The sequence below is a fragment of the Chryseolinea serpens genome, assembly GCF_900129725.1.
In the GTDB taxonomy this organism is placed as follows: Bacteria; Bacteroidota; Bacteroidia; order Cytophagales; family Cyclobacteriaceae; genus Chryseolinea; species Chryseolinea serpens.
The window spans coordinates 24,524-48,546 of sequence record NZ_FQWQ01000006.1 but is presented as its reverse complement, the minus strand read 5'-3'; the positions used below and the strand labels follow the sequence as shown (position 1 = coordinate 48,546).

General features: G+C 51.1%; 21 protein-coding genes, 2 tRNA genes and 1 pseudogene. 7 read left to right on the top strand and 17 right to left on the bottom strand.

Going from position 1 to position 24,023, the window contains the following annotated elements:
- Window positions 1-112: 112 nt before the first annotated feature.
- A complete protein-coding gene (locus BUB30_RS31550; RefSeq protein ID WP_073142578.1) occupies window positions 113-2,050 on the top strand; it encodes a WG repeat-containing protein in 1,938 nt (645 codons plus the stop codon).
- 75 nt (window positions 2,051-2,125) lie between these two features.
- Here the strand turns inward: BUB30_RS31550 and BUB30_RS31545 are convergent, their stop codons facing one another.
- The 5 genes and pseudogenes from BUB30_RS31545 to BUB30_RS31530 form a co-directional block, all read right to left on the bottom strand.
- The gene (locus BUB30_RS31545) at window positions 2,126-4,540 is read right to left on the bottom strand and encodes an ABC transporter permease (protein ID WP_073143430.1); all 2,415 of its coding nucleotides are present in this window, start codon (window positions 4,538-4,540) and stop codon (window positions 2,126-2,128) included.
- Window positions 4,541-4,603: 63 nt separating this feature from the next.
- Window positions 4,604-4,798, bottom strand: a pseudogene (locus BUB30_RS36045) (permease prefix domain 2-containing transporter); the annotation flags it as partial.
- Entirely contained in the window at window positions 4,795-5,124 is a 330-nt protein-coding gene (locus tag BUB30_RS31540; RefSeq protein WP_073142576.1) for a PadR family transcriptional regulator, read from the bottom strand. The gene BUB30_RS31540 and the pseudogene BUB30_RS36045, both read right to left, overlap by 4 nt.
- A 207-nt stretch (window positions 5,125-5,331) precedes the next feature.
- Complete coding sequence (locus BUB30_RS31535) at window positions 5,332-6,090, bottom strand: hypothetical protein (protein ID WP_073142575.1); 759 nt, start codon at window positions 6,088-6,090, stop codon at window positions 5,332-5,334.
- Between the two features lie 226 nt (window positions 6,091-6,316).
- A tRNA-Val gene (locus tag BUB30_RS31530) sits at window positions 6,317-6,391 on the bottom strand.
- Between the two features lie 198 nt (window positions 6,392-6,589).
- Here BUB30_RS31530 and BUB30_RS31525 point away from each other — a divergent pair.
- Complete coding sequence (locus BUB30_RS31525) at window positions 6,590-7,534, top strand: heme-binding domain-containing protein (protein ID WP_073142573.1); 945 nt, start codon at window positions 6,590-6,592, stop codon at window positions 7,532-7,534.
- Window positions 7,535-7,540: 6 nt separating this feature from the next.
- Window positions 7,541-8,005 carry a hypothetical protein gene (locus BUB30_RS31520; RefSeq protein ID WP_073142571.1) on the top strand — a complete coding sequence of 155 codons (465 nt, stop codon included), beginning with the start codon at window positions 7,541-7,543 and terminating at the stop codon, window positions 8,003-8,005.
- A 54-nt stretch (window positions 8,006-8,059) separates the two neighbouring features.
- Here the strand turns inward: BUB30_RS31520 and BUB30_RS31515 are convergent.
- Window positions 8,060-8,132, bottom strand: a tRNA-Lys gene (locus BUB30_RS31515).
- A 205-nt stretch (window positions 8,133-8,337) separates the two neighbouring features.
- On the opposite strand from BUB30_RS31515, the gene BUB30_RS31510 reads away from it, so the two are divergent.
- Window positions 8,338-8,838: a cupin domain-containing protein gene (locus tag BUB30_RS31510; RefSeq protein ID WP_073142569.1), complete on the top strand. Its 501-nt coding sequence runs from the start codon at window positions 8,338-8,340 to the stop codon at window positions 8,836-8,838.
- Between the two features lie 11 nt (window positions 8,839-8,849).
- Here BUB30_RS31510 and BUB30_RS31505 read toward each other — a convergent pair whose 3' ends face one another.
- Genes BUB30_RS31505 through BUB30_RS31495 form a run of 3 tightly spaced genes read right to left on the bottom strand, consistent with a single transcriptional unit; the run spans window position 8,850 to window position 14,238 of the window.
- On the bottom strand, window positions 8,850-11,039 hold the full coding sequence (locus BUB30_RS31505; RefSeq protein ID WP_073142567.1) for a PQQ-dependent sugar dehydrogenase: 2,190 nt from the start codon (window positions 11,037-11,039) through the stop codon (window positions 8,850-8,852).
- 46 nt (window positions 11,040-11,085) lie between these two features.
- Window positions 11,086-11,940, bottom strand: coding sequence for a DUF4249 domain-containing protein (locus tag BUB30_RS31500; protein WP_084138506.1), 855 nt, complete (start codon window positions 11,938-11,940; stop codon window positions 11,086-11,088).
- A 15-nt stretch (window positions 11,941-11,955) separates the two neighbouring features.
- Window positions 11,956-14,238, bottom strand: coding sequence for a TonB-dependent receptor (locus tag BUB30_RS31495; RefSeq protein WP_073142563.1), 2,283 nt, complete (start codon window positions 14,236-14,238; stop codon window positions 11,956-11,958).
- Window positions 14,239-14,482: 244 nt separating this feature from the next.
- On the opposite strand from BUB30_RS31495, the gene BUB30_RS31490 reads away from it, so the two are divergent.
- A complete protein-coding gene (locus tag BUB30_RS31490) occupies window positions 14,483-16,363 on the top strand; it encodes a sensor histidine kinase (protein WP_178377245.1) in 1,881 nt (626 codons plus the stop codon).
- A 5-nt stretch (window positions 16,364-16,368) separates the two neighbouring features.
- Here the strand turns inward: BUB30_RS31490 and BUB30_RS31485 are convergent, their stop codons facing one another.
- The 8 genes from BUB30_RS31485 to BUB30_RS31450 all read right to left on the bottom strand — a co-directional run bounded on the left by BUB30_RS31485 (window position 16,369) and on the right by BUB30_RS31450 (window position 21,467).
- Window positions 16,369-16,821, bottom strand: a complete 453-nt coding sequence (locus tag BUB30_RS31485; RefSeq protein WP_143165161.1) for a hypothetical protein — start codon at window positions 16,819-16,821, stop codon at window positions 16,369-16,371.
- A 32-nt stretch (window positions 16,822-16,853) separates the two neighbouring features.
- Window positions 16,854-17,612, bottom strand: a complete 759-nt coding sequence (locus BUB30_RS31480) for an outer membrane protein assembly factor BamD (RefSeq protein ID WP_073142557.1) — start codon at window positions 17,610-17,612, stop codon at window positions 16,854-16,856.
- Window positions 17,613-17,672: 60 nt separating this feature from the next.
- Window positions 17,673-18,074 (bottom strand): OsmC family protein, encoded by a 402-nt coding sequence (locus tag BUB30_RS31475; protein ID WP_073142556.1) that lies wholly within the window; start codon window positions 18,072-18,074, stop codon window positions 17,673-17,675.
- Window positions 18,074-18,652, bottom strand: a complete 579-nt coding sequence (locus tag BUB30_RS31470; protein WP_073142554.1) for a nitroreductase family protein — start codon at window positions 18,650-18,652, stop codon at window positions 18,074-18,076. The genes BUB30_RS31475 and BUB30_RS31470 overlap by 1 nt, the downstream gene beginning before the upstream one ends.
- Window positions 18,653-18,712: 60 nt before the next feature.
- Window positions 18,713-19,108: a DUF6069 family protein gene (locus BUB30_RS31465; RefSeq protein ID WP_073142551.1), complete on the bottom strand. Its 396-nt coding sequence runs from the start codon at window positions 19,106-19,108 to the stop codon at window positions 18,713-18,715.
- A 46-nt stretch (window positions 19,109-19,154) separates the two neighbouring features.
- Window positions 19,155-20,024 (bottom strand): pirin family protein, encoded by an 870-nt coding sequence (locus BUB30_RS31460; RefSeq protein ID WP_073142549.1) that lies wholly within the window; start codon window positions 20,022-20,024, stop codon window positions 19,155-19,157.
- A gap of 49 nt (window positions 20,025-20,073) precedes the next feature.
- A complete protein-coding gene (locus tag BUB30_RS31455; protein ID WP_073142548.1) occupies window positions 20,074-20,784 on the bottom strand; it encodes a pirin family protein in 711 nt (236 codons plus the stop codon).
- Between the two features lie 233 nt (window positions 20,785-21,017).
- Window positions 21,018-21,467 carry a MarR family winged helix-turn-helix transcriptional regulator gene (locus tag BUB30_RS31450; protein WP_073142546.1) on the bottom strand — a complete coding sequence of 150 codons (450 nt, stop codon included), beginning with the start codon at window positions 21,465-21,467 and terminating at the stop codon, window positions 21,018-21,020.
- A gap of 172 nt (window positions 21,468-21,639) precedes the next feature.
- Here BUB30_RS31450 and BUB30_RS31445 point away from each other — a divergent pair, with 172 nt between their 5' ends.
- Together BUB30_RS31445 and BUB30_RS31440 are read left to right on the top strand one after the other, a co-directional pair.
- Window positions 21,640-22,152 carry a YdeI/OmpD-associated family protein gene (locus BUB30_RS31445; RefSeq protein ID WP_073142544.1) on the top strand — a complete coding sequence of 171 codons (513 nt, stop codon included), beginning with the start codon at window positions 21,640-21,642 and terminating at the stop codon, window positions 22,150-22,152.
- 101 nt (window positions 22,153-22,253) lie between these two features.
- Window positions 22,254-23,966 (top strand): IlvD/Edd family dehydratase, encoded by a 1,713-nt coding sequence (locus BUB30_RS31440; RefSeq protein WP_073142543.1) that lies wholly within the window; start codon window positions 22,254-22,256, stop codon window positions 23,964-23,966.
- Window positions 23,967-24,023 lie beyond the last annotated feature (57 nt).

The window sequence follows — 24,023 nt, the reverse complement described above, 5'->3', positions numbered from 1 at the left end:
AAAAATTTAGCGTCATTTATATTGGGAGACCATCCGCTATCGTTTTTGTGACGTGAAGTTGAGAGGGCTCTCTGCTCGCTGTGCAAACGGCCTACTCCATCGTGCATTCCTTATGAGACTTGTATTTCTTTTCATTGCGCTTTTCATGCTCCCTGCAGGGCTTGCACAGCCATCCCGGCAAATCCAACACCAGGAAGATCAGAATAGATTTCGAATTTGGGTCGACGGCAAGATTGGATTCATAAATACCTATGGTGAGATCGTGATTGATCCCGTGTTCAGGAATGCCAACAATTTTTCAGAAGGATTATGTGCCGCGCGAGTCAACGGGGCGTTTGGGTTCATCGATATTCATGGCAACTTTGTCATACCTCCACAGTATGATTATGCTGCGCGATTTGTCGAAGGCCGGGCGGTTTGTTTTCAGGACGAGAAACGCGTTTATATTGACAGGAATGGAAAGGAACCGTTCGCCAATCCCTTCAAATTCATTTCTCACCTGGAGAACGGCAGGGCTAGCGTCTGTACTTATTCCAACAAATGGGGTTTCATCAATGCGAAAGGAGAACTGTTGATCGATACGGTGTATGAGTTGGTTGGAGGGATGATCGACCATCGCGCAGTCGTGAGCTTAGCCGATGAAGCGGGCCTTATTGACGAAAACGGCAAGTTTGTCGTTCCGTTCGGAAAGTACAAGACGATCAGAGGCCCCATGGAAGGATACTATCGCGTTGAAATTCCCGACCCCAATCCTGAAGATCCGAAGCAACACGGTAAGATGGGTTTCATAGACCGGGAGGGTACACTGGTGATGGCACGGGACAGTCAGGAACGCGGTCGCATCATGGGTGATATTTCCAACGGATTGGTTCGCGTCGAATTATATCACAAATCTGATGTGCGCGGAGAACCGGAGGCGCGCTATGGAGGATACATAAATCTCAAGGGTGAATTGATATTTGACGATCCCGACTTTGTTACTGCTTTCGATTTTGCCGACAACCGCGGTGTTGTCGAAAAGCGGAATGGACTGTATTCACTCATCGACACGAAGGGGCAATTCATTGCCGAAGATAAGTTCACTGAAATATTGTCACCCCTGTGGAGAGATTCACCTTTCAGGAACGGAAGAGCTTTCGTCGCCACGGATGAGGGCTGGGGATTGATCGACACCAGCGCCAATTTTATCATCAAACCTAGATTTAAGAAAATCGGATATCAGGGATTTGTTGGCGACTATTTCTTTTTTGAAGAGGAGAATCCCGAATCAAAAGATTTGAATAGAGTCCGCTATGGCGTGGCCGATAGCCAGGGAAATGTGATTGTTAACCCGATACTGGAAGACTATAACCCTAAGGGATTTGTGAACGGTTTATTGGCGTGTGTAATAGACTCTAAAAGAACGTATATCGATGAAAAAGGTAAGATCGTGTGGCAAGCTTCTCCCGTTATCCATAAAGAAGCAGGGTTCAACATTGACTTTATGAATCGTGCTTATTACTGTGCGCGATCGTGGTCTGGAAGAAATAGTGACCGTTATGATCGTGACGGGGAAAATAATTTTCCACGGCCGATAAAAAAAAGGATGGGCTTTGTTCCAAAAAATTTGTCCTTTGCATTGGACAGCGGTGAATCTGCATTCCGCGATCGTCTTGTCATGCGGCTGGGGAACACGTCGGGGAAATCAATATTTTTTAACGCAGATGATGGTCATCTGTATATGAAAATGCAGGCCCTTGACAGGCACGGCCGATGGCGCGACATCGAAGTTGTGCCAGGACGGATGTGCCGCTTTAGTCACCATACATTAAAGCTCAATCCTGAAACTTGCTGGACATTTTCGGTTCCCCGCTACCAAGGCGACTTTAAAACGAAGATGCGCATGGAAGTAACGTATATTGATCCCAAACATAAGAATAGAAGAAGGCATTCAGAAAGGGAGTTGGTATTATTAAGTCCCGAGTTTGAAGGAAGCATAAATCCTGCACAGTTCTGGCGTTCACCTTCATATAGTACCCGAACGGGCACTGTCGATCCTTACGGTAACTGATCGGCGTTGCAGTCTCGATGTGGCACAAACACCAATCAGCTATGGGAACTCCGGCGATACAGCAACGCAGTGGGTCTACTCACTTTTCAGACTATCCGTTGGATTGGCGAGCGCTGCTCTTATGGTCTGAAAGCTAACGCAGATCAATCCAATCGAAATGGCGGCTATGCCAGCAAGAATATATACCCAAGCCGTGATGTTGACACGGTATTCAAATTCCATCAGCCATTGATTCATGAAATACCAGGAAACCGGCGATGCGATGGCGATGGCAATCACGATGAGAACGACGAATTCCTGACTCAACATGGCAACGATATTGGTTACGGAAGCCCCCAGGACTTTCCGGATTCCAATTTCTTTCGTCTTTATTTCCGCCGTGAAAAGGGCCAGACCAAATATGCCAAGACACGAAATAAAAATGGTGATGGCCATGGACACATTCATGAGCCTGGCCGTCTTTTGCTCGCCATCATGCATCCATGCGATTTCATCTTCGATGAAGTGGGATTCAAAGGCCTCGTCGGGATAAAGTTGTTTATATAGTTTTTCAATTTGTGTTCGAAGGGCAGCCGTCTCCTCGCCCGTTAATTTTGATGACAGTTTGACGCCAATGCCATGTTGAAATTCTGCGAAACTGCCAATGACGCACGGCATGATGCTTTCATGAAACGATCGCTGGTGAAAATTTTCAACGACACCAACGATCGGGTACGTTTTTCCATTATAAGACAGGATTTGATCAATCGCATTCTCCGGTTTCGCAAACCCAAGCGCCTCTGAGTAACGCTCATTGATGACAAACTCCCGGAGGCTATCACTTTTAACGATATTTCTACCGGCCAATAGACGTATCTGATACAAGGGTATGTATTCGTCATCACCCGATTTGAACGCGACAGGAATGTCGACCAGGCTTTGACCTTGATACTGTATGTTGCTCGCGATAACGGCGAAGCCCATGGGGGGAAACATTTGCAGCGTAACATTGGCCACTCCCGCAAGTCGTTTGATGTTTTCCACAAGAATTCTTGGGCGTTTACTTTTGTCGTCCCAGTTTGTCCTGATGGTTATGACCGACTCCGTGTTAAAACCCCGGTTCTTCGTTTTTATGAATCGGATCTGATTGCCCATCACGAGCGCCCCGATGATAAAGAACAAAGAGACCGAAAACTGAAAAACAATCAATCCTTTTCTCAACCACTGTTTTCCGTTCCTGGAATAGCCGGTGGCCCTTAGGCTGGCAGATGGCAAGTAGGAGGACAGGATGACTGCGGGATACAGGCCAGCCAAAATCGAGGTACCCACGGTCATGAGCAATAAGAATAGAAGGGTTGGCAAACTAAACAGATCGAAGGTGACCCCGGCGGGAATATAGGAACCCATAGCAGACAAGACGGGCTTAACCAGAAGTCCGGCCAGACAAACGGCAAAGAAAGTCAACACAAAAGTTTCTGTGAGGAACTGAACAACCAAGCTTAACCGCAAACTCCCTAGAACTTTTCGGATGCCAATTTCTTTGGATCGCCGGATCGATTGTGCGGTGGACAAATTAACAAAATTGATCGCGGCAATGATCAATATGAAAAGGGCAAGCCCCATCAAGGCATATAACGTCGGTAAAAAATTTGATTCGGCTTCGTCGTTGCGAAAAAAATGAATGTCACGCAGCGGTTGCAGGCTTATTAAAAACGGTGCCCCATCATTGTCCTTCCGGTATTTCTTAAACAACGCCGTGATTAAGGTGTTAGCTAAAGCTGGAGAATTCCCAGGTTTCAATTTGACAAAGCCCTGTGAGGAGTGCCGGGTGTCGTTCCAATCATCCAGGCGAATGTAGTTTTTGAGAAAGCTGTGACGAATGGTTGTGAATGAAATGAAGTCCGTATATGGAAAATCAGTATTCTTATCCCAGTCTTTCACGATACCCGATACGGTGACACGCAGCGAATCATCATACACGACTTCCTTTCCGATAACCTTATCCCATGGCAACGAACCAAAGAAACTGCGGGCCCGGCTTTCCGAAAGGACAACCTTGAACGGCTGATTCAATGTCTGAGGATCTCCCGTGAGCCATTCATATTGGAATAGCCTGAAGTAGTCTGGCTCCGCCGCGATAACAGCGTTGTTCTTTCGGCCAAAGGACTTAGCGGGGTTGACGCCATCCGGAATGCTCACATTTGGATTCAGAATGTGGAAGCCGGTAACGACTTCAAAACCCGAGATCTCCTCGCGAACGGCAGCAGGCGCAGGCGCCGGAACGCAGTTCACAAACCACTTCTCGTTTTCAGGATTTTTTGTCTCACCGGTTATCCGATAGATCCTTTCCTTATCGGGATGAAACGTATCAAAACTGAATTCATGGAGCGTCACCAGATAGATGATCAGGCAAGCACATATGCCCAAGGCAAGCCCAAGGACATTGATGACGCTATAAACTTTGTTTTTGCCGATTGTGCGGTAGGCAATTTTGAAATAGCTTTTGATCATGGCGGGGTGCGATGAAGTGTAATTTTGACGACTGGAAAAAGGTTCACGTTTTCGCCTTCGCAGCGCGTAAGAAAATAGGAGGGAGAGTATTTGCAGACAATACTTTGCTCTTGCTTTGACGGGCGACATCCGGTCAAGGTTTTGATAAAAAAGCTCTTCCATGTCGCCCTCGAGGTCTTCTACGGAGGCATTTCTACAATACCAAGCGAACAACTTTCTGGCAAACTGAGGCGGTTCGATCCGGGTGTGATCTTTCATTTGGAAGGGATTAGGGTCGCCTTGGAAAGCTCCCAAAGCTCATCGCGCAAATTTTTCACATGGTGCAGAATAGCTTTTCCGCTGTTGGTGATTTCAAAGAATCTTTTCCGCTTGCCCCCGCGTTCATGCGTAGGCTCCCCGACCTTCGATTTGATCAGTCCTTTTTCCTCAAGGCGAGTTATTGTAGAATGAAGGGCACCGATGCTGATCTTCCGATCGCTTCTTTTTTCAACGTCGTTCTTGATGGAAACACCGTAGGCATTATCGCCCAGGCTGGTAATCGTAAGAAGTACTAACTCTTCAAATTCACCGATGTAGCCTTTCATAAATCGTCAGACAGTAAATAAATGTACCGATATATTTCTACTTTTCAGATATAATTGCGATATTTTTTGAATCAATAGCCCTAACGAAAGATTCATTAAAAACCCTGACGATACCGGCAATAAAAAAAGATCCGGCACATACCGGATCTTCTTACTTATAGAAAGGGCCCTTTGTGTGAAGAAATCTTTCTGTTGGAGATCTTCCGCTTAAGAATGTTTCTTGCTCACGCCACCGGCTTTCAAGTCGATGTCGAACTTGTCGCCATGCACATCCAGGATGGCGGCGTCGCTGCCTTCAAAGGTGATGTCGCCGCTGTAGTTGAAGTCGCCTTTGCCGGGCACGGTGCCGGTGATGGTGTAGGTGCCTTTGCCGCTGATGATCTTGTGCGTGTGCTTGTTCACCACCAGGTCGGTGAGCGTAATCTCAACGCTGCTGTTGCCGGAGGTTTTCTTCTCTTTGTTTTCAAAGGAACCGCTGCGTTTGTAGAGGCCGTTCAGCAAAAAGCTTTTTGTGGTATCGGCCAGGGCGGTCACGTCAAGTTCGGATACGCCGGTGTGTGAAGCTTTCAGCTTGGGAGTGTCGAAGGAACCACTGAAGCTGATGTCGATCGAAACTTCTTTCGGCGTGTTGTCGTCGTTGCAAACGAGACGGAACTTGTAGCTGAAATCATAGGCATAGACGTTGGTGGTGTCGCCGGCCGGACTGGATCCCGAGAAGGCAATGTTCTGTGAAATACCGCAAGCATCTACGCGGCCGCCAGCGTTGTCGGCCAACAGGTCTTCCGTTACACCGGAGGCCTTGGCCGACACCGATGTGAACCCGGAAGTGTTTGAGGCCAGCGAAGAAGAAACGATTACGGCGGCTTCATCGGTCGTGATGGCGTTTGCCGGCGAATCATTGTCTTTGTTACAGGCCGTTGCCGCAGCAAGTACAGTCAGAAACAAAAATGCTTTGTTTGTTTTCATAAAGGGAATGGGTTAATGTTTGGTCATTTAGACAGCCTATTAACGCACCCGTTGCGACTGTTTTTTCCGATGTGCCTGTGAACAGACGCCAAAGCCAATAAAATCGGAAAAAAACCGGTTAACCGGTATATCACCCTGTCGTTGCGGTTCAGAAAGCAGGATTTGGATGGACTATGATGTGAAGGTGCGTGGCATTTTCAAATGCCAATTTGCGGAGGACCCGTTGTGGGATGTACTGGATTCGAACCAGTGACCCCTACCCTGTCAAGGTAGTGCTCTAAACCAGCTGAGCTAACACCCCGAATTATTTTTTCGGCGGATAAATGTAACAGATTTAAAAGAAACTAATAAATAGATACTCGAAATATTATGGATATCGCCGTGCGCACCGCTTTGCGAGTGTGCACAGGGATGGGAAGAAGGTAGAGGGTTAACAAATTGGTTCCAGCTGCGATCACGCCACGGATGTGCAGCATAGTAGTTTTGACTTTTCACACGCATGAACAGAATTCTTATCCTTGTCATCATTGCCATGGGAGCATTTGCGGCCGGCCAATTCATCAGGCCGTCCATAACCCATCCGCCGGCCACGCAGGATATTTCGGCTGGGGTGCCCGCCAACGTAAAAGCCGTTCTTGAAAAAGGTTGTTACGACTGCCATAGCAATGAAACGAATTTGAAATGGTTTGATCAGGTCACACCAGCGAATTTTCTGGTGGCCTCGCATGTGAAGGATGGTCGCAGGGCGCTGAACTTTTCGCACTGGGATAGTTTGCCACCCCCAGCTCAAAAGAACATTTTATTTTGGGCCGTCAACGATATTCGCAATGGTGAAATGCCATTGGATGGCTACCTGGCTTTGCACGGCGCCGCCAAACTGGGCGACCGCGACATCGCCGTCCTGGAGGACTATCTTGCTAATATTTCTCCCAGAAAAATAAGCGATACGGCCGCCTTGAAGGCTATCGACCGACAGCATGCAGCGCTTGAAAAAAAATCTTCAGCCACTCAAAAAATAGCCGACGAATGGAATGGGCTGGCCTACATCGCGGGCTGGCAAAACTGGAAAGCCATCAGTACAACCGACCGCTTCGACAATGGCACGATGCGGGTCATCTATGGCAACGATGTAGCGATCAACGCCATTGCCGAAAATCGCATCAACCCCTGGCCCGATGGAACGGTGTTCGCGAAGGCGGCATGGAAAGAAAATATGGACAGCACGGGCAACATCAGCACGGGAGAGTTTTGGCAAGTGGAGTTTATGGTGAAGGATGCTGTAAAATACCGTGACACCAAGGGATGGGGCTGGGGGCGTTGGCGAGGCCTCGATTTACAGCCCTACGGAAAAAATGCTTTGTTCGTCACCGAGTGCACCCGCTGTCACGCGCCGGTGCAGGACAACGATTTTGTATTTACGTATCCCTTTCATCTTTCAAATTAGTTTGCCATGCGGAACAATGCCATCATACTCATCGCGATGTTCCTCGCCGCTTGCGGTCAGGATAAACCTCATTTGAAAACGCGCTACAACACGGCGGCCACGCCAGTCCAAACGGAGGCGTTGCAAGCCTTGAATGGGTTTGTTATAAATTCTTTTGTCGACACAAAAAAACACACCACCAGCACGTTGTATGGAAACACCGTAGTGGCCAACTATTTAAAGGACTCGACAGACAATAACTACCCCAAGGGCAGCGTGGTGACCCTGCTCACCTGGCAACAAACTTCCGATCCCCGTTGGTTTGGCGGCAACATACCCGACAGCCTGGTAAGTATGGAGGTCGTTCGCTATGATGACAGTACGACATATACCTTTTACAAAGGAAAAAATCTGACACGGTCCGTAAACAGCAATGCCCCGGCGTCGCTGGCATGGATAAAGGCCCAGAAAATGATGATCGTGCCGCGATGAAGTATAAAATAAAAAAGCCTTCAAAACATGGCGTTTTGAAGGCTTTTTATTTTGTGACCCCGGAGAGATTCGAACTCTCGACCCATTGATTAAGAGTCAATTGCTCTACCAGCTGAGCTACGGAGTCAGGTTAATTCTGGGGTAGCAAAGTAAACCTTTGGCGGCATAGCAAGCAAATCTTTTTTCAGCCACCAGCTAATCCGGTGGTCCTTTAGCAAACCCTCGATAACGCCGGCGCGTCACGGGGGATACCTGCACGATTTCGGCCCAAATTTTTTTTTGGCTTCGCGATTTTTAAGCACCTTCGGCATATCAAACAGCAATCCCAAAGCATGCAACCTGCCGCATATTGGATCGATCACCTGGATCTGAAACCCCACCCGGAAGGAGGATTTTACAAAGAGACCTACCGCGCCACCGAAAACATTCCGGTCGCCGCATTGCCCGGTCGCTTCAAAGGAGCACGAAGTTTTTCCACCGCGATCTATTTTCTACTACGCTCACAAGACAAATCGCTGTTCCACCGCATCAAGTCCGACGAGCTCTGGCATTTCCACGCCGGCAGCACGCTGGCCATTTATGTGTTGTCCGAAACAGGATTGACCATCCACAAACTGGGGAGTCGTTTGGAGGAAGGCGATAGGTTGCAGGTGGTGGTCCCGGCGAATACATGGTTCGGAGCAAAGGTCGTTGACACCAACGCCTACACCCTGGCAGGCTGCACCGTGGCACCGGGTTTTGATTTCCAGGATTTCGAGATGGCCACAACTTCCCAGCTGTTGAATGACTTTCCAAAACACCACGAGATCATCCGGCTACTGACACCCGCGTAGAACACCCAACCTCAATCAGCTACAACGACGCGCTGCACAAAAACTTTCCCGCCGCGATCCAGGTGAAGCGCATACACGCCCTTTTTCAGCTTTCCATACGACAGCAGGAAGCACCCGGTGTCGTCCACCGTCTGCTCCTGCGCGCTCACTTCGCGCGACAGCATATCCACGAGCCGGACTTTTACCAACGGCGAGATATCAGCAGGCAAGCATACGTTCACGTAGCCCACCGATGATGGATTAGGATAGATCGAAACACCCTGCACATTCAAAACCTGGTGCTCTGTGCCCACCACGAAGGTGAACCGCGCGTTCAACGTAACATCGTCTGTTGGCGTGGCGAAAGTCTGCGTTTGTGTTCCGTCGTTGGACCATGATGCAAAACTATAGATCACGTGATCGACCGTCTGCGGCGAAGGAACACCAACGGTTCTTCGAATGCCCTCCACACTTTCAACGCTGTAGGGCGTGGTCAACGGTTGTCCGTCTAGCGTGATGTCCAGTCCCGGGGGTGTGGTCTCAAAGGCGAGCGTTGTTTTGCGCGGAGAGATGTCCACGGAGTCTTTGCCTTTTAATCCCTTGGAATCGGTCACGGTGAGAATGATGCGATACCAGACGTTGGCAGACGTCTCACCTTCATTCGGAATTTCAAAGGAGCCGCTTTTCACTCCGGTCACGTCGGGTTGGTCGTGCTTGTGCGTGTCGTGGTGAAAATCGATGGACCAGCTAAATGCGCTGGCCGCGAGTGGGCCGTCTTCCGCATCGACGCCTGTGCCCGTGAAGTTTAGCGTAGATCCGGCAACATACGTCGTCCCTTCCACGGGCGTGGTGATCGTGGCGACGGGCACTTTGTTGGCGATCACCGTCAGCATGGCTTCGTTGCTGGGGGTACTGCCCGCGCTGTTCGAAACGATCACGCGATATTTCCCGCTGTTGGCTTCGATGGCGTTCGTAATGGAATAGGTTGAGCTTTTAGCACCGGGAATGTTCACGTCGTTCTTTTGCCATTGATAGGTAAACGGCGTGCTGCCCAACGCCTTCACGCTAAAGGTGACCGCGTGCCCTATGGCAATCGTAGCCGAGGCAGGCTGGGTAGTGATTACGGGTACGGTGGTCTTATTGTAGATGATCTTATACAAAGCTCCGTTCGTGCGGCTCAGAAAATACAAATTGCCATCGTTCCCCGTGGTGATGGCAACGCCACTGCCCGCCACACCGGTTCCAAACGTCGTGCGTGTCACGGTGCCGCTCAGCGTGATCGAGCTGATCCAATTGCCGCACAAATCCTGGAAGAAATAGCGGCCTACATATTCGGACGGATAATTCGTGGCGCCCGGACTAAAGAAGGTCCCTCCGGTGATCGCACAACCATTGATGTCGCCGCCGCTGTGTGGATACTGATAGATCGGATTGGTAAACGCCGCATTCGTGCTGGTGCCTTCCGCGGTCGGCCATCCGAAGTTCTTCCCACCCGTTGTGGCGTCGTTGATCTCTTCCCAGGTGCCTTGCCCCACATCGTTCACCAGGATGCGGCCCGTTTCGGGGTGCACCGAAAACGTGAACGGATTGCGGAGACCGTAGGCCCAGATCCTTTTTTTATGTTCAGACCCGGTGGGAAACGGATTATCGGCCGGCGCACTGCCGTCTTTGTTGAGACGCAAGAGTTTGCCGTGATAGGTTTCCAAACTTTGTGCATTGGTGCCATTCGCATTTTCACCAATGGCCACATACAATTTTTCGTCTTTACCAAAGTGCATAGCGCCGCCGTTGTGGTTGGTGGCAGCGCTCAGGGGATCAAGATCGATCACGATCGAAGCGCTTCCGGCCAGGGCCACGTCGCCATCGGCTGTGAAGCGCGTGATGCGATTGTGGATCCCGCCCTCCGTGGTGGTGTGATATAAGTAGAGGTAATGGTTCGTATCAAAATCCGGGTCCAGCGTAACCCCGATGAGTCCCCTTTCGCCATCATCGTTCACGCTCAACGTGATAAAGGGCGCCGCCAGCAAGGCCCCGTTTTTGATCACGCGAAGGGCGCCCGACTGCTGGGCAACAAAGATGCGACCGTCTGGCGCAAAGGTCATGGCCGTGGGGTTGCTGATGCCGTTGGCGACAAGCACTTGTGCAAAATCAGTTGGATAGGTTTGTGCATATACCGCTGCGGCAGGAAGCAGAAAGAGGAAGAGGGCGTAAATTTTTTTCATGAGGGCTAAGGTTTATTTTTTTTATGACCGCAGGCCCCACCTGGGGTCAATGCAGGATAAAGAACCGGACGTCCGGCACATACAAATTGAAAAATCCCTTCCCGCCGTTCACGTTCGACGGGTAATTCACGGGCTCGCTGATAAACTGCGAAACGGTGTAGCGATTGTCGAGTCTCAACTTCATGAAGGTATAATAATCTTCGCTGATGTTCGCCAACGAAACGGCGAGTGTATCGCCGGATCGGTAGTCGTCGCGAAATCCCCGAAAAGTTTCCGCGAAGTTGCTGCCATTAAAGGTCGTATCATCCAGCAGCCGGGTAAATGAACGGGGATCTAACAAGTTGTCCTGAATTTCGCCCAGCCGGATGGGTTGCGTATTCAACATATACCAATTCCGCTCAGCAGAATCGCGGAAGCTATACGTCACCTGCGCCAGTGTATCGTCATAACCGTTATAATAGAGATTAGCCGAAATGGTTTCGAAACTCACCTTCCGCTTCACGGTGGTCACCGCGCTCACTTCACCCAAGGTCTCGCTCGTCACGTGAAGCTCGTACGACTTTCCCTCTTCAAAGGGAATGGCCACGCCGCCATAAAGACCCAGGCCCACCGAGTGTAACGTATAGTTTCCATCCGGCCCGGTAACGATGACCGTGGCATCGCTCACGGCAATTTGTTCCAGCAACGCCTGGGGGTCGCTGTCTCCGCTGGCGTCGAGCGCACCGAAAGTTTTTGTCAGCAGGATCACCAGGGATTGGTCGGGAATGATTTGACTGGACACCACAATTTGTGGTTTCAGCGCCGGCAGTCCGGTTACCGCGAGCGGATCCGGCAAACATCCGGCAACCCACACCAAGGGCAGGAGGAGGATGAGCGGCAAAAGCATTCGAACCGGCTTCATATTTTTTTGTGACGCTTAAAATTTAAATCCGTAACTGATAAAGGGAATCAACCCGAACAACCCCGGCTGCTCGTAATGCAACGAACCATCGGTCTCATTTTGCGCGATGGTCATGCCGATGGGATTGGCCCGGTTGTACGCATTATACACCCCGACAAACCAATGCCACTGAAACTTCTTGTCGGGACGGCTTTTGTACTTGATGCCGACGTCCAACCGGTGTGTATCGGCCAGTTTCACCTGGTTCACCCCCGTGTACAGCGGAACCAAATCCACCCCGGTGAGGGTAGGCGCCACCACGGCATACTGGCCGATGATGGGCGTGAACCGTGCGCCGGAAATAAATTCCCACACCACCGACACGGCCCAGCGTCTGGTAAACGCATATTGCGCCACGATCGCCCCGTTGTGCCGCCGGTCATAGCGCGCATGGAACCATTCTCCGCCGTTGATCTGGTCGAACTGTCGCCACGACCACGACAGCGTGTAGCTGATCCATCCCGTGAGTTTCCCCGCATCTTTGCGCACCAAAAACTCCAGACCATAGGAACGCCCCCGGCCTTGGATGAGCTTGGATTGAAAGTCGGCGTTCAAAAAAAGATTGGTGCCTTCTTCATAGCCGATGAGGTTGCGCATGGACTTATAATATCCTTCCACGCTGACGAACAGCTTTCGCTCCGGCAGGTTGCGCTGCCACGCCAGGGCTACCTGGTGCGAGGTCTGGGGTTTGATGGTGTCGGTCACCGGATACCAAATGTCGGTGGGCGATGAAATGGCGGAGTTGGAGATGCGGTGCATATACTGCGCCATGCGCGAATAGCTGAGCTTGAGGGCCTGATTTTCGCTGAGCGCATAACGCGCCGACACGCGCGGTTCGGGAATGAGATACGTTTTGTTGGTGACCGTGGCCGCGGAACCACGAATCCCTGCATTCAATCGCCAACCTGGAGCCGGTGCCCATTCATACTGCGCATGCAGGGCCATCTCGTTGGTGACCCGGCCACGCGAAGCGCTGCTCTCCAGGTACGACGAGAGACTGCCAGACGTGTTGATCACATTCGGGCTCACATTGTGGTGTGTCCATTCGGCGCCGGCCTTGAAGGCGCCGGTCTTGCCCACGGTGTCGTTCGAGATCATGACGCGGGCGCCATAGTCTTCAATGTTCGAGAACGCCCGCAGCTGGTTGTCCTCAAAAATATTGGAGACGCGATAATTGTATTGCGTGCGCAACAACGACACATCGGTTTGCCAGTGCCCTTTCAGTCGGTGATTCCAATGCAGTGACTGGCTGCTGTTGCCGGAGCCGAAAGTAGTCGTGTAGCCGCGGCCGTCGCCATTGCGGTCGCGGAAATAGTCGAGCAGGTCTTCGCCGTGATAGTAGCTGAACTCCACGTCGTCGTGGGTGCTGGGCTTCCATAAGATCTTTCCGTTCAGATCATAAAAGAAATAGGGCAAGCGCTCGCCGGTGAGCCGCACAACCTTATCGATATACGTCCGCCGCCCGGCTACCCAGAAGCTGAGTTTCTTCTTCACAATGGGTTGCTCAAAAAACAAACGCGACGCGAGAATGCCCACGTCGCCCGACACGCTGGTTTTTTCCGGGATGAGGGAACGCGTGCGCACATTTAAAATAGACGATAGCCTGCCGCCGTATTGTGCGGGGAAGCCGCCGTTGAGCGCTTCCACGTGATCGAGCACATCGGGATTAAAAACGGAAAGAAAACCGAACAAGTGGCTGGTGTTGTAGATGGGGGCGTCGTCCAACAAAACCAGGTTTTGGTCGGCCGCACCGCCACGCACAAACAGGTCGGAACTGCCGTCGACGCCGCGCACCACGCCGGGCAAAAGCTGGAGCGTTTTGATCACATCGGCTTCACCCCCCAAAACGGGTATGGCATTCAGGTCGTCGCGTGTCAACACGTGGCGGCTGGTTTGGTTGTCGTTGAAAATGTCTTCCTGCGTATTGCGCTCGCCCACGACCACCACTTCACTGAGGTGGTCCACCTTCGTTTTCAGAGTAATAGAGAGGGTCGTGTCCTTCCGGAGATAAAAAGACCGTTGAAAACTTTCATATCCCACGAACGAGATCTGCAGGGTCTTTTTGCCCGGGCTGGTGCGGAAGGTGAACTGCCCACTGCCGTCGGAGGTGTGATGGATGGAATCGGGTAGAAGCAGGATAAAGGCTTGTGGCAGTTTGCCGTCCTCGTCGCCTCGAACCGTGCCCTTTAGCACAAGGCTTTGGCTGCTCGCCCAGTGGGTGAGGACTAACAAAAGCACGCTGACGAATGTTTTTGCCAAGGGAGGTGAGGTTTGGGAGTCTTAAGTTAGAAAGAACATGTGACGTTAGTATGAAACCGGTCAAGGTTCGATTATACTGGCCCGTTTCTTTCCAAACAAAGGCCCTGGCGTATGGTTTTTCCAGGAAAATGCATTTCGAATTGCCGTATTTCTTACATGCTTTTTTGAGTTGTATTTGCTTGTAACTATACCGGATTAATCAGTATTTGAGCGTTTTGGAGCCGACATGATAAAAAACCTTCTCTTGACGCTGTCAACGGTGTTGACTTTGTCCATCAGTTATGGACAACCGGGATCCCGGCTGGAGGATAGTCTCATGTTGGACCGCGGATTGGTTTCGGCTGGACGCAACTACCTTTCCGAACCCGATTCGTCCATCCGCCGCGCCACTACCATCCTCACTGAAGCCCTCCGGCTCAGGAACCGCTACTACGAAGGCCGGAGTTATTATCTCCTCTCAAAAGCCCATTGGGCCAAAGCCAGCTACCGCCTCAGCGCCGAGTTTGGATTCAAGGCCCTGAAAATATTCGAGAACTCATCCTACATCCGCGAATGGGGCGAAAGCCTTGTTTCCCTCTCCAGAACGTTTATCGATCTCCAAAATTACGACGAGTCGAAAATGTATCTCGACCGCGCTGCGCAGTTGGCCCGCGACCATAACAGCCCCTTTCTGCTGGCAGATTCCTATCGCGAGCGGTCCATGTTGTTGCTGGCTCAGCAGCAGTACGACTCGGCGTTACAATACGCGAACAAAGCATTGGACATTTTGGAACCGAGAAAAGACACCGTCGACATCAGCGTGCTCTATGGCCGCAAGGCGCGGATCTATTTTTCGTTGAAGGACTACAAGCAAAGCCGCATCTTCAACCGAAGGTCCATGCATCTCGACAGCCTGGTGGGCAACCGTCGCGCGTTGGCCGTATCGCTATACCAGGCCGCGCAAAATTCGTTTTACCTCCACCACTACGATAGTGCCATCTATTTCCTGGAACGCGGCATCCCCATGAACGCCAGCATCGGCAACCTGCTCTCGCTCATCCGCATGCACAATCTGTTGTCGGAGATTTATACCGCGCAAGGCAAGTCGCTTATGGCCGTGGACCATTTGAGAAAGGCCGCACAATACCGGGACAGCCTCTACGAACAACAACGCAGTGGCCATGTGCAGGAGCTGCAATCGCTGTATGAATCGGAGAAGAAAGCCGATACGATCTTCATGCTCGAAAATGAGAATGAGCTCAAGCAACAACAAATGCGCAACCAGCGCCTGGTGACCTGGTTCCTGTCGGTGGGCATCTTCTCGCTGACGGCGCTCATTTTTGTGTTGTGGAGGCTTCGCGCCCAGCAAAAGAAAGCCAACGATGCGCTGTCGATCAAGAACAAGGCGATCGAACAACAAAAAGAAGAGATCCAGGCCCAAGCCGAAAGCCTCCAGGAATTGAACCACCTGAAGTCGAAATTATTTTCCGTGATCAGCCACGACTTGCGCGGACCCATCAACAATCTCCAATCGTTGTTGGAGTTGGTCACCAACCGGATCATGCAGCCGGAAGAATTCCTCGCCATCTCCGACAAGCTGAAATCAAACCTCAACGTCACCCAGCGCACGCTGGAGAATTTGCTCAATTGGTCGTTAAGCCAGATGGAAGGTCTCCGGACCGAGCAAAAGAAATTTGAGATCAAGAGCGTGATGGAAGAAGCCTGCCGTCTCATGGAGGATCTGGCACATCGCAAGAACATCATCATCGAAAACACCACCCGGACACCGGTGATGGTGATGGCTGACCCGGATCAGGTCCAACTCATCCTGCGCAACCTCATCCACAATGCCATCAAGTTTTCGAAAACCGATGGCAAAGTGCTCGTGTCGGCCAGCGAACACCACGACGAATGTCACGTGCGCATCAAAGATTTTGGTATCGGCATGACACAAGAAGAGAAGGAGATGATCCTCTCGTCGCAAGAATATTTCACAAAGATCGGCACACAGCAAGAAAAGGGCACAGGTCTTGGCCTTTTGCTTTGCAAGGAATTTATTCACCGCAACGGCGGCACACTCACCATCGACAGTCATCCTGGTCATGGCACGGAAATAACTTTCACGCTGCCGTTGGGTGAGAAATAAGAATGCTAGAACCGGTAGCGCAGGGTTAATCCGGCGTGTTGGGGTAGGATGCTGGCGCCTACGGTCACGGCTTCGTATTTGCGACGGTAGCGACCTTCGTTCACACCGCCAACGATCCATAAGGGAACACCTATTCCGGCGGCCGCTGTGCCAATGAGAAAGGCAGCCTTGCCGCCCTCGGGGTTGCCAGTCGTTACTTTTTGCGAGCTCGAACCGTTGTGGATGGTGGTCTCACTGGAGTTGAGCATTGTCACTACGCCGATGAGGGCAACCGTGGTGCCTAAAAAAGAGAGCGTCGTTCCGGCATTGTTCATTCTGCGAAATTTTTCCGCTTTTTCAAAATACAGTCGCTTCTCAGGATCTTGTTGCGAGGAGGTCCGCTGCGCAACCGCTTGAGCGCCGAGAAAAATGAAGAGCATCGCAAAGGCGGAGGATTTTGTAAGTATACTTTTTGTCATTATTAAGTTAGCATTTATTAGTATCGACAGATTCATGTCTTTGGTTTGTTAAACCATATCCGGAACAACTTCGCTGATTTATATAAAGACATAAAACCAACTCCGCCGATTTTGGACCTTTTATTCTCGCTGATTACCGCTAACCTTTCCAACATCTGCTTTGAAGCGGTTACGAGCCCAACGGTTTTGTGCCGGCTAAATTGAGGCTCTGTTATTTTTGCCAGTTCTAGCGCATTGTCTGCAAAGATCTTTGCTTCGCTCTTCTTACCAAGCCGATAGCAAAGTTCTGCAGCTACGCGCGAGTAAAAAAATCTGTTGGCATTCATAGACATGGAGAACGAGCCTCCAGTCCTTTTGAAGTCATCGGTAAGCAATTGATAGGCCACCTGGTATTTATCTGTTTGATCCAACGCCAATATGGTTTCAACCAGCTTAATATCAGCAACGCCAGACGTTCCGCTTCGGTTCTTTAATTTATAGCGGTCTGTTACATGTTTATAGAAGGTTTCTGCCCTGGTGAAGTCACCCTTTCGAAAATAGTAGTCACCCAATTGCTCTTTACCGAGTATGGTCTCAAACTCCTCAGTTGGAAAGTCTCTGAGTAACCTCTCCATCAAGTTAACGCCAACGATTTGGAGGTCCTCGTTTGACGCGTCCAACAAGTAGCCCGCCTGAATCCTCAGATATTGCGCTTTGTTGAAGGTTGTTCTCGATCTGTTCAGTTTCTCTTCAAATCGATTCTCAATCTCGTTGTTCCAAGTTTTGTTTCTGAACCAATCGTCTTGAGCCATAAAATGGAATTTCTCTGAATACTAACTGTGTAGGGTGGGAAAATTACTACATGATTTTTTTCAATGCGCAATCCAGGTATCAATCTCGATCGGGTGCGACAACACATTATGCACGGGGCATTTGTGTGCGATGTCTTCCATTCGCTCGCGTTGTTCGTCAGTAATGTTTCCGGTGATTTTGATTTCGCATTTGAATACCGTTTTGTAATCCGTGCGCTCGCTGTTTACCGTCACATCAATGCGTTCGATGTCCATTTTTTTGCGATCGGCATACATGCGCAGCGTGATGGCCGTGCACGAGGCAAGGGCCATGCGCATAAAGTCGCCGGGCATGGGGCCGGAGTCGGTACCGCCGTTGCCAGTGTGTTCGTCGGCCAGCAACGTGTGCGTGCCGGCGGTAAGTTCGGTTTTGTAGTGGTCGCGGCCAATAGAGGCTACAACGGTACCGTTATCTGCAATCATTAAAAAGTATGGTTCATCACAAATTCATGCTGAAGAATTCTTTCGCGGGGGGCCAGTTCGCGGAGTTTCAGGTTTTCGGGAAGCGCGTCCGGGTTGCCGGCATAGCCCACGGCAATGAATACACCCACTTCATAGGTGTCGGGAATGTTTAACTGCTCGATGGTTTTCTGGTACTGGAAGCCGGCCATCTGACGTACTTGCAATCCCAGTTCAACCGCCTGCAAAGAAAGAAACGAATTCGCACCTCCCAGGTCATACATGGCGTGGGCGTTGGCCCCGGGGAAGCGCGTGAAATTTTTGCGCGCCAGGCTCAGGATCAGTAGGGGCGCATCTTTCGCCCAGATCTTGTTGCTGTCGTTGAGACACGTAAAAAGTTTGTCCCACAGCTCTGTTTGGTCGCGCGTGGCATAGATATAGACCCAGGGTTGTTCGTTGGTGCTTGAAGGCGCCCAGCGGGTGGCCTCGAACAGCGAACGGATCTTATCGGCTTCGATAGGCGCTTGCGAAAAAGCACGAGGGCTTTTCCGGTTGCGGATCAGGTCCGATATGGGATGTTCAATTTGATGTGACTTTTGCATGAGATCACCTCCCGTTGTGGAGGGCAAGTTACGGTTTCCGCAAAGTTTTCGTACGACAATCTATCTCGAAAATTTAGGGATGCCCCAAATCCCAAGGCCACCCGCAATCAAGTGCATCGGCAACGTCAACAGCGTAAAGCCTTTGGTTGGAGGCATGTTGTCGAGGCGGGCATAATATAAGGTGGGGTATAAACTAAGGAGTAAAAAGAGTACCGCCACGGCGGTATAAAGCAGTGCTCCTTTTGGAAAGAAGCGCACCAGCATAAAATACAGCATGGCTCCCACCAGCAACGGAAAAATAGACGACACCGTCACAGCAAAGGGAAAACCCGGAGGAGGCACGCTGCCCATGGCTTGTGCCAAAAGGCTCCATATATTATTGAGGCCGGCAGCCAAAAGGCCGGCAATGCCGCCGGCCCTTACTGCTTTTCCAAACGTGAGCGTCGTCGCTTGCATAGTTTTGTTGGTTAACACCACCCTAAACCAACGACGGCGCGGGCGGTCACTCTTCGATCAAGATACCCATTTTTCCCTTTTGATAGTCGCGCATCGCTTCCATGATCTGTGTTTGTGTGTTCATCACAAACGGACCATACGACACCACTTCTTCATCCAGGGGCTCGCCGCTCATCAGCAGCACGCGCGTGTCTTCCAGGCCTTCGAGGGTAACGCCCTCGCCGTCGCGGTTCAACATCACGGCGTTGAGCCCTTCCACGAGGCCGAAGCCTTCCAGGGTAAGTTTTCCGTCCAGCAAGTATAAGAAGGCGCTGTGATTTGCGGGCAACGCGATCGATATCTTTCCACCTTTTTTCACTTCAAGCGTGGAGGCATTCACCTCCGTATTCGAAGGAATGGGGCCTTTCACCCCCAGCAGGTTTCCGGAAAACACGTTGACCGTAACTTTTCCATCGTCGCTGCGATAGGTGGGCACGTCTTCTTTTTTCGCCGAATAGTAGGCCGGCTGATCCATTTTATGCCGCGCCGGCGAGTTGATCCACAACTGGATGATCTCCTGGCGGCCGCCGATCTCGTGAATGTCGCGGGGAGGGCGTTCGCTGTGTACGGCACCCATACCGGCGTTCATCCACTGTGCACCACCAGCATACACCACGTTGTCGTTGCCACGGCTGTCGCGATGGTGCACGCCACCTTTGAAGATGAACGTGACCGGCGAAAAACCACGGTGGGGGTGAGGGCCTACACCGGCATCGTCGGGATCAAGATGCTCCGGCACTTTAATATCCGCATGATGCAACAACAGGAAAGGATCGATCTGCTCCACTTGTTGTGTGGGGAACGGCTGCCGGATGGGCATGCCGCCCATGTCGACCTCTTGGGCATATAAGATCCGGGATACGGTTCTGTTTTTCATAACATCTGTTTGAAGCTCTCTTTCTTCAATTTTTTGTTTTTCAAAAGGCTCACATCATGGGCACATCCAACAGCAGCACTTCTGCGTCGGCGTTGGCCGTGATGGAGAGCGATTCGGTTTCGGATACGCCGAGGCCGTCGCGGGTGTTCAGCTTTTGTCCGTTCACGGTAACTTCGCCGGAGAGCACAAAAACATAGACCCCATTGCCTTGACGCTTGACGTCGTAGGACGTGGTGAATTCTTTTTTCAACGTGCCCAGCGAGAACCACGCGTCTTGGTTGATGTAGACAGCTTCACTGTTTTGTTCAGGCGAAACCACCACTTGGAATTTATTTTCCCGTGCGGCAGGATCAAACGTCTTTTGTTCGTAGCGCGGGGCAATGTTTTTCACTTTAGGGAACACCCAGATCTGGAGGAAGTTTACCGGGTCGGTTTTCGAAGCATTATACTCCGAGTGCGTAATGCCCGAGCCTGCGCTCATGATCTGCACATCGTTGGTTTTGATGATCTCGTGACGACCCGTGGTGTCTTTGTGTTCCAACGCACCTTTCAAGGGAATGGAAACAATCTCCATGTTGTCGTGAGGATGTGAGCCAAAGCCGTTGCCGCCTTTCACGATGTCGTCGTTCAATACCCGCAAGGCGCCAAAGTGTATGCGCTCGGGATTATAATAATTGGCAAAGCTGAAAGAGTGATGAGAATCAAGCCAGCCGTGGTTGGCATGTCCGCGGGTGTTGGCGTTATGGGTGACGGTTTTCATATAGCAAGATTTATGGTTACAAATTTTAAGTTTTCAGTGGATGGGAGGTTATCGTTTCCTATCCATTCTGTGTAATTATACGCGAAATGAATAATAAAGGTTCATACAACTGTTGTATTTACAAGTATTAAATCAAAATTATTGCAAAACGGCATTTTCAGACAGTTTTTGGGCTTTTTAAGCTAATTCGAGGGGATTTGGAAACGGCTGCAAAAGGCCAGTCTCCGGGGAATCTACTCCCTCAACCGGTCCAGCATACGGTTCAATTCCTGGGCTTCGGGCTTGGTCAGCACCTTGAAGGGCTCCAGCCAGGTCTCCGTTTCGCGGTCGATCTTTTTGAGTACTTCCATACCTTTTTCGGTGATCGAAATATCCACTTGCCGGCGATTGTTCTCGCAGATCTCCCGACGCAATAAACCCTTCTGACGCAGCTTCTCCACAAGACGGGTGGCGTTGCTGTTCTTGTCGATCATGCGGCAGGTGATGTCGGCCAGCATCATCGGCTTTGGATTGCTTCCCCTCAGAATGCGCAACACGTTGTACTGCTCGGGGGTGATGCCGTGTTGTTTGAACCGGGACGAATTGATGTTGTAGAGCCAACTGCTGGTGTACAAGATGTTCACCACCATTTTCTCGTATTCGTTCTGGAATTTCTCCTGTTTGATATCTTGTTCCAATGACATAGAGTTAAAGGTACAATCAATTGTTGTATAGACAACATTAATAACCGAATAAAGTTTATTTTTTGCGATAATATTTCGAAAACAGGCCCTGAATGCACTTTTTGGGGCAAGAAATTCTGGTGCCCCATTCTAAATTCTCGTAAACTTGGTCGCAAACCCACAGGAATTGCCAATGGCTGTAAAGTATTCGACCGTCATACAGAAGTTCGACAAAAAAGGGGAGAAGACCGGGTGGTCTTATATTGAGATCACGGGCGCCCAGGCCGCAAAGCTCAAACCCGGCCAGAAGGTGTCGTTCCGGGTGAAGGGAACGCTGGATGACTATGCTTTCGAAAAAGTGGCGCTGTTGCCGATGGGCGATGGCAATTTCATCATGCCGCTAAACCTGACCATGCGCAAGGCCATCGGCAAGGGTCACGGCGATAAACTGAAAGTGATGTTGGAAGTGGACGAGCGCAAGCTGCAACTATCGCGCGACCTCATGGAATGCCTGGCAGAAGATCCGGAGGCCATGAAATTTTTTAAGTCGCTCCCCATGTCGCATCAACAATATTTCAGCAAATGGATCGAAGGCGCCAAGACCGCCGCCACGAAGGCGCGCCGGATCGTCACGGCGATCACCGCTTTTGGTAAGAAGCAGGGCTATTCGGAAATGATGCGCACCTATAAAGACAACGTCTTTTGATTTTTTTTACCACTGTCGCCGGGCACAATGCCTTACGCATAGGAGGTGCCCTTTCGCATGAAAAAATTTGACATCTTTAAGCCTACAACCATCACACCATCATGAAAGATAAACTTCGCAGCCAAGGCTGGTTTGGTAAGACCGGAAAAGACGGATTCATTTACCGCGCCTGGATGAAAAATCAAGGTATACCGGACTATGAATTCAGGGGCAAGCCTGTCATAGGGATTTGTAACACCTGGTCGGAGCTCACGCCGTGCAACGCTCACTTCCGCGAATTGGCCGAGTCGGTGAAGCGCGGCATCTCGGAAGCCGGCGGTTTCCCTGTGGAGTTTCCCGTGATGTCGCTGGGTGAGACGCTGATCAAGCCAACGGCCATGCTATACCGCAACCTCGCCAGCATGGATGTGGAGGAATCTATCCGCGCCAACCCCGTGGACGGTGTGGTGCTGCTTTGCGGGTGCGACAAAACAACGCCCTCGCTGGTGATGGGCGCCGCCAGTGTGAACATCCCCACACTGGTAGTGTCCGGAGGCCCGATGTTGACTGGAAAATTTCAAGGCCGCGACATCAGCACCAGCGATGTGTGGCGCTTCAACGACGCCGTGCGCGCCGGCGAAATGACACAAGAAGACCTTACCGTGGCCGAAGCCTGCATGTGCCGCAGCCGCGGACATTGTGCCGTGATGGGAACCGCTTCAACGATGGCTTGCATGGTTGAATCGCTTGGACTTTCATTACCCGGCAACGCCGCGATCCCCGCCGCCGATTCACGCCGCAAGGTGCTGGCCCAAATGTCGGGTGTGCGCATCGTGGAAATGGTGAAAGAAAATTTACGGATGTCAGACATCCTGACGCGCGAGGCGTTTGAGAACGCGATCATCACCAACGCAGCCATCGGTGGCTCCACCAATTTTATCATCCACCTGCTGGCCATTGCCGGGCGGATGGGCGTGCCGTTGGAGTTGCAGGATTTCGACAAGCTGTCCAGGAACGTTCCCTTCATCGTGAACCTGCAGCCTTCCGGAAAATATTTTATGGAAGATCTTTACTATGCCGGCGGACTGCCGCCGGTGATGAAAGAACTGGACGGCCATCTTCACGGCGGCTGCATGACGGTGAACGGCCGGACGATCAAAGAAAACTACGACACCACGGAAACCTACAATCGCGAAGTGATTGCTACGGTAGACAAACCTTTCAATCCGTTGTCGGGCGTGGCCATTCTGAGAGGCAATCTTTGTGAGAACGGAGCGGTGATCAAGCCATCGGCCGCGAGTCCGCATTTACTGAAGCACACAGGCAAGGCCGTTGTGTTTGAGGATATCGAAGATTATAAGAATCGTATCGACGATCCTGCACTGCCGCTAGACGAAAACAGCGTATTGGTGTTGAAGAATGTAGGCCCCATTGGCTACCCCGGTATGCCCGAAGTCGGCAACATGGCGATGCCCAAAAAGATCCTGGCCAAAGGCATCCACGACATGGTGCGCATCTCCGATGGACGCATGAGCGGCACGGGCTTTGGCACGGTGATCCTACACGCGTCGCCCGAAGCGGCCCTGGGTGGAAATTTTGCGGTCATCCAAAATGGTGACATGATCAGCCTTGACGTGGCCAACCGTTCGCTCACCCTGGAGGTTTCGGACGAGGAACTGACGCGCCGCAAAAAAGCATGGAAGCCCATCCACAAAAAATACGATCGTGGCTATGTGAGTCTTTACCAGAAACACGTGCAACAAGCGCACCTTGGCGCCGACATGGATTACCTGGTGGGTGGCTCCGGCAGTGAGGTGACGCGCGATTCGCATTGATCACGCGAGTCAGTTCTGTCGTTCAAGTGTTCCCGACATTCCTTCAATCAAACGCCG

Excerpts from the sequence above, each read along its gene's own strand:
- BUB30_RS31510 (WP_073142569.1), top strand. The coding sequence starts at position 8,338 with ATGCAACCTGCCGCATATTGGATCGATCACCTGGATCTGAAACCCCAC.
- BUB30_RS31460 (WP_073142549.1), bottom strand. The coding sequence starts at position 20,024 with ATGAAAAACAGAACCGTATCCCGGATCTTATATGCCCAAGAGGTCGAC.
- BUB30_RS31440 (WP_073142543.1), top strand. The coding sequence starts at position 22,254 with ATGAAAGATAAACTTCGCAGCCAAGGCTGGTTTGGTAAGACCGGAAAA.
- BUB30_RS31535 (WP_073142575.1), bottom strand. The coding sequence starts at position 6,090 with ATGAAAACAAACAAAGCATTTTTGTTTCTGACTGTACTTGCTGCGGCA.
- BUB30_RS31470 (WP_073142554.1), bottom strand. The coding sequence starts at position 18,652 with ATGCAAAAGTCACATCAAATTGAACATCCCATATCGGACCTGATCCGC.
- BUB30_RS31505 (WP_073142567.1), bottom strand. The coding sequence starts at position 11,039 with ATGAAAAAAATTTACGCCCTCTTCCTCTTTCTGCTTCCTGCCGCAGCG.
- BUB30_RS31550 (WP_073142578.1), top strand. The coding sequence starts at position 113 with ATGAGACTTGTATTTCTTTTCATTGCGCTTTTCATGCTCCCTGCAGGG.
- BUB30_RS31450 (WP_073142546.1), bottom strand. The coding sequence starts at position 21,467 with ATGTCATTGGAACAAGATATCAAACAGGAGAAATTCCAGAACGAATAC.
- BUB30_RS31525 (WP_073142573.1), top strand. The coding sequence starts at position 6,590 with ATGAACAGAATTCTTATCCTTGTCATCATTGCCATGGGAGCATTTGCG.
- BUB30_RS31480 (WP_073142557.1), bottom strand. The coding sequence starts at position 17,612 with ATGGCTCAAGACGATTGGTTCAGAAACAAAACTTGGAACAACGAGATT.
- BUB30_RS31445 (WP_073142544.1), top strand. The coding sequence starts at position 21,640 with ATGGCTGTAAAGTATTCGACCGTCATACAGAAGTTCGACAAAAAAGGG.
- BUB30_RS31520 (WP_073142571.1), top strand. The coding sequence starts at position 7,541 with ATGCGGAACAATGCCATCATACTCATCGCGATGTTCCTCGCCGCTTGC.
- BUB30_RS31545 (WP_073143430.1), bottom strand. The coding sequence starts at position 4,540 with ATGATCAAAAGCTATTTCAAAATTGCCTACCGCACAATCGGCAAAAAC.
- BUB30_RS31540 (WP_073142576.1), bottom strand. The coding sequence starts at position 5,124 with ATGAAAGGCTACATCGGTGAATTTGAAGAGTTAGTACTTCTTACGATT.
- BUB30_RS31465 (WP_073142551.1), bottom strand. The coding sequence starts at position 19,108 with ATGCAAGCGACGACGCTCACGTTTGGAAAAGCAGTAAGGGCCGGCGGC.
- BUB30_RS31485 (WP_143165161.1), bottom strand. The coding sequence starts at position 16,821 with ATGACAAAAAGTATACTTACAAAATCCTCCGCCTTTGCGATGCTCTTC.
- BUB30_RS31500 (WP_084138506.1), bottom strand. The coding sequence starts at position 11,940 with ATGAAGCCGGTTCGAATGCTTTTGCCGCTCATCCTCCTCCTGCCCTTG.
- BUB30_RS31475 (WP_073142556.1), bottom strand. The coding sequence starts at position 18,074 with ATGATTGCAGATAACGGTACCGTTGTAGCCTCTATTGGCCGCGACCAC.
- BUB30_RS31455 (WP_073142548.1), bottom strand. The coding sequence starts at position 20,784 with ATGAAAACCGTCACCCATAACGCCAACACCCGCGGACATGCCAACCAC.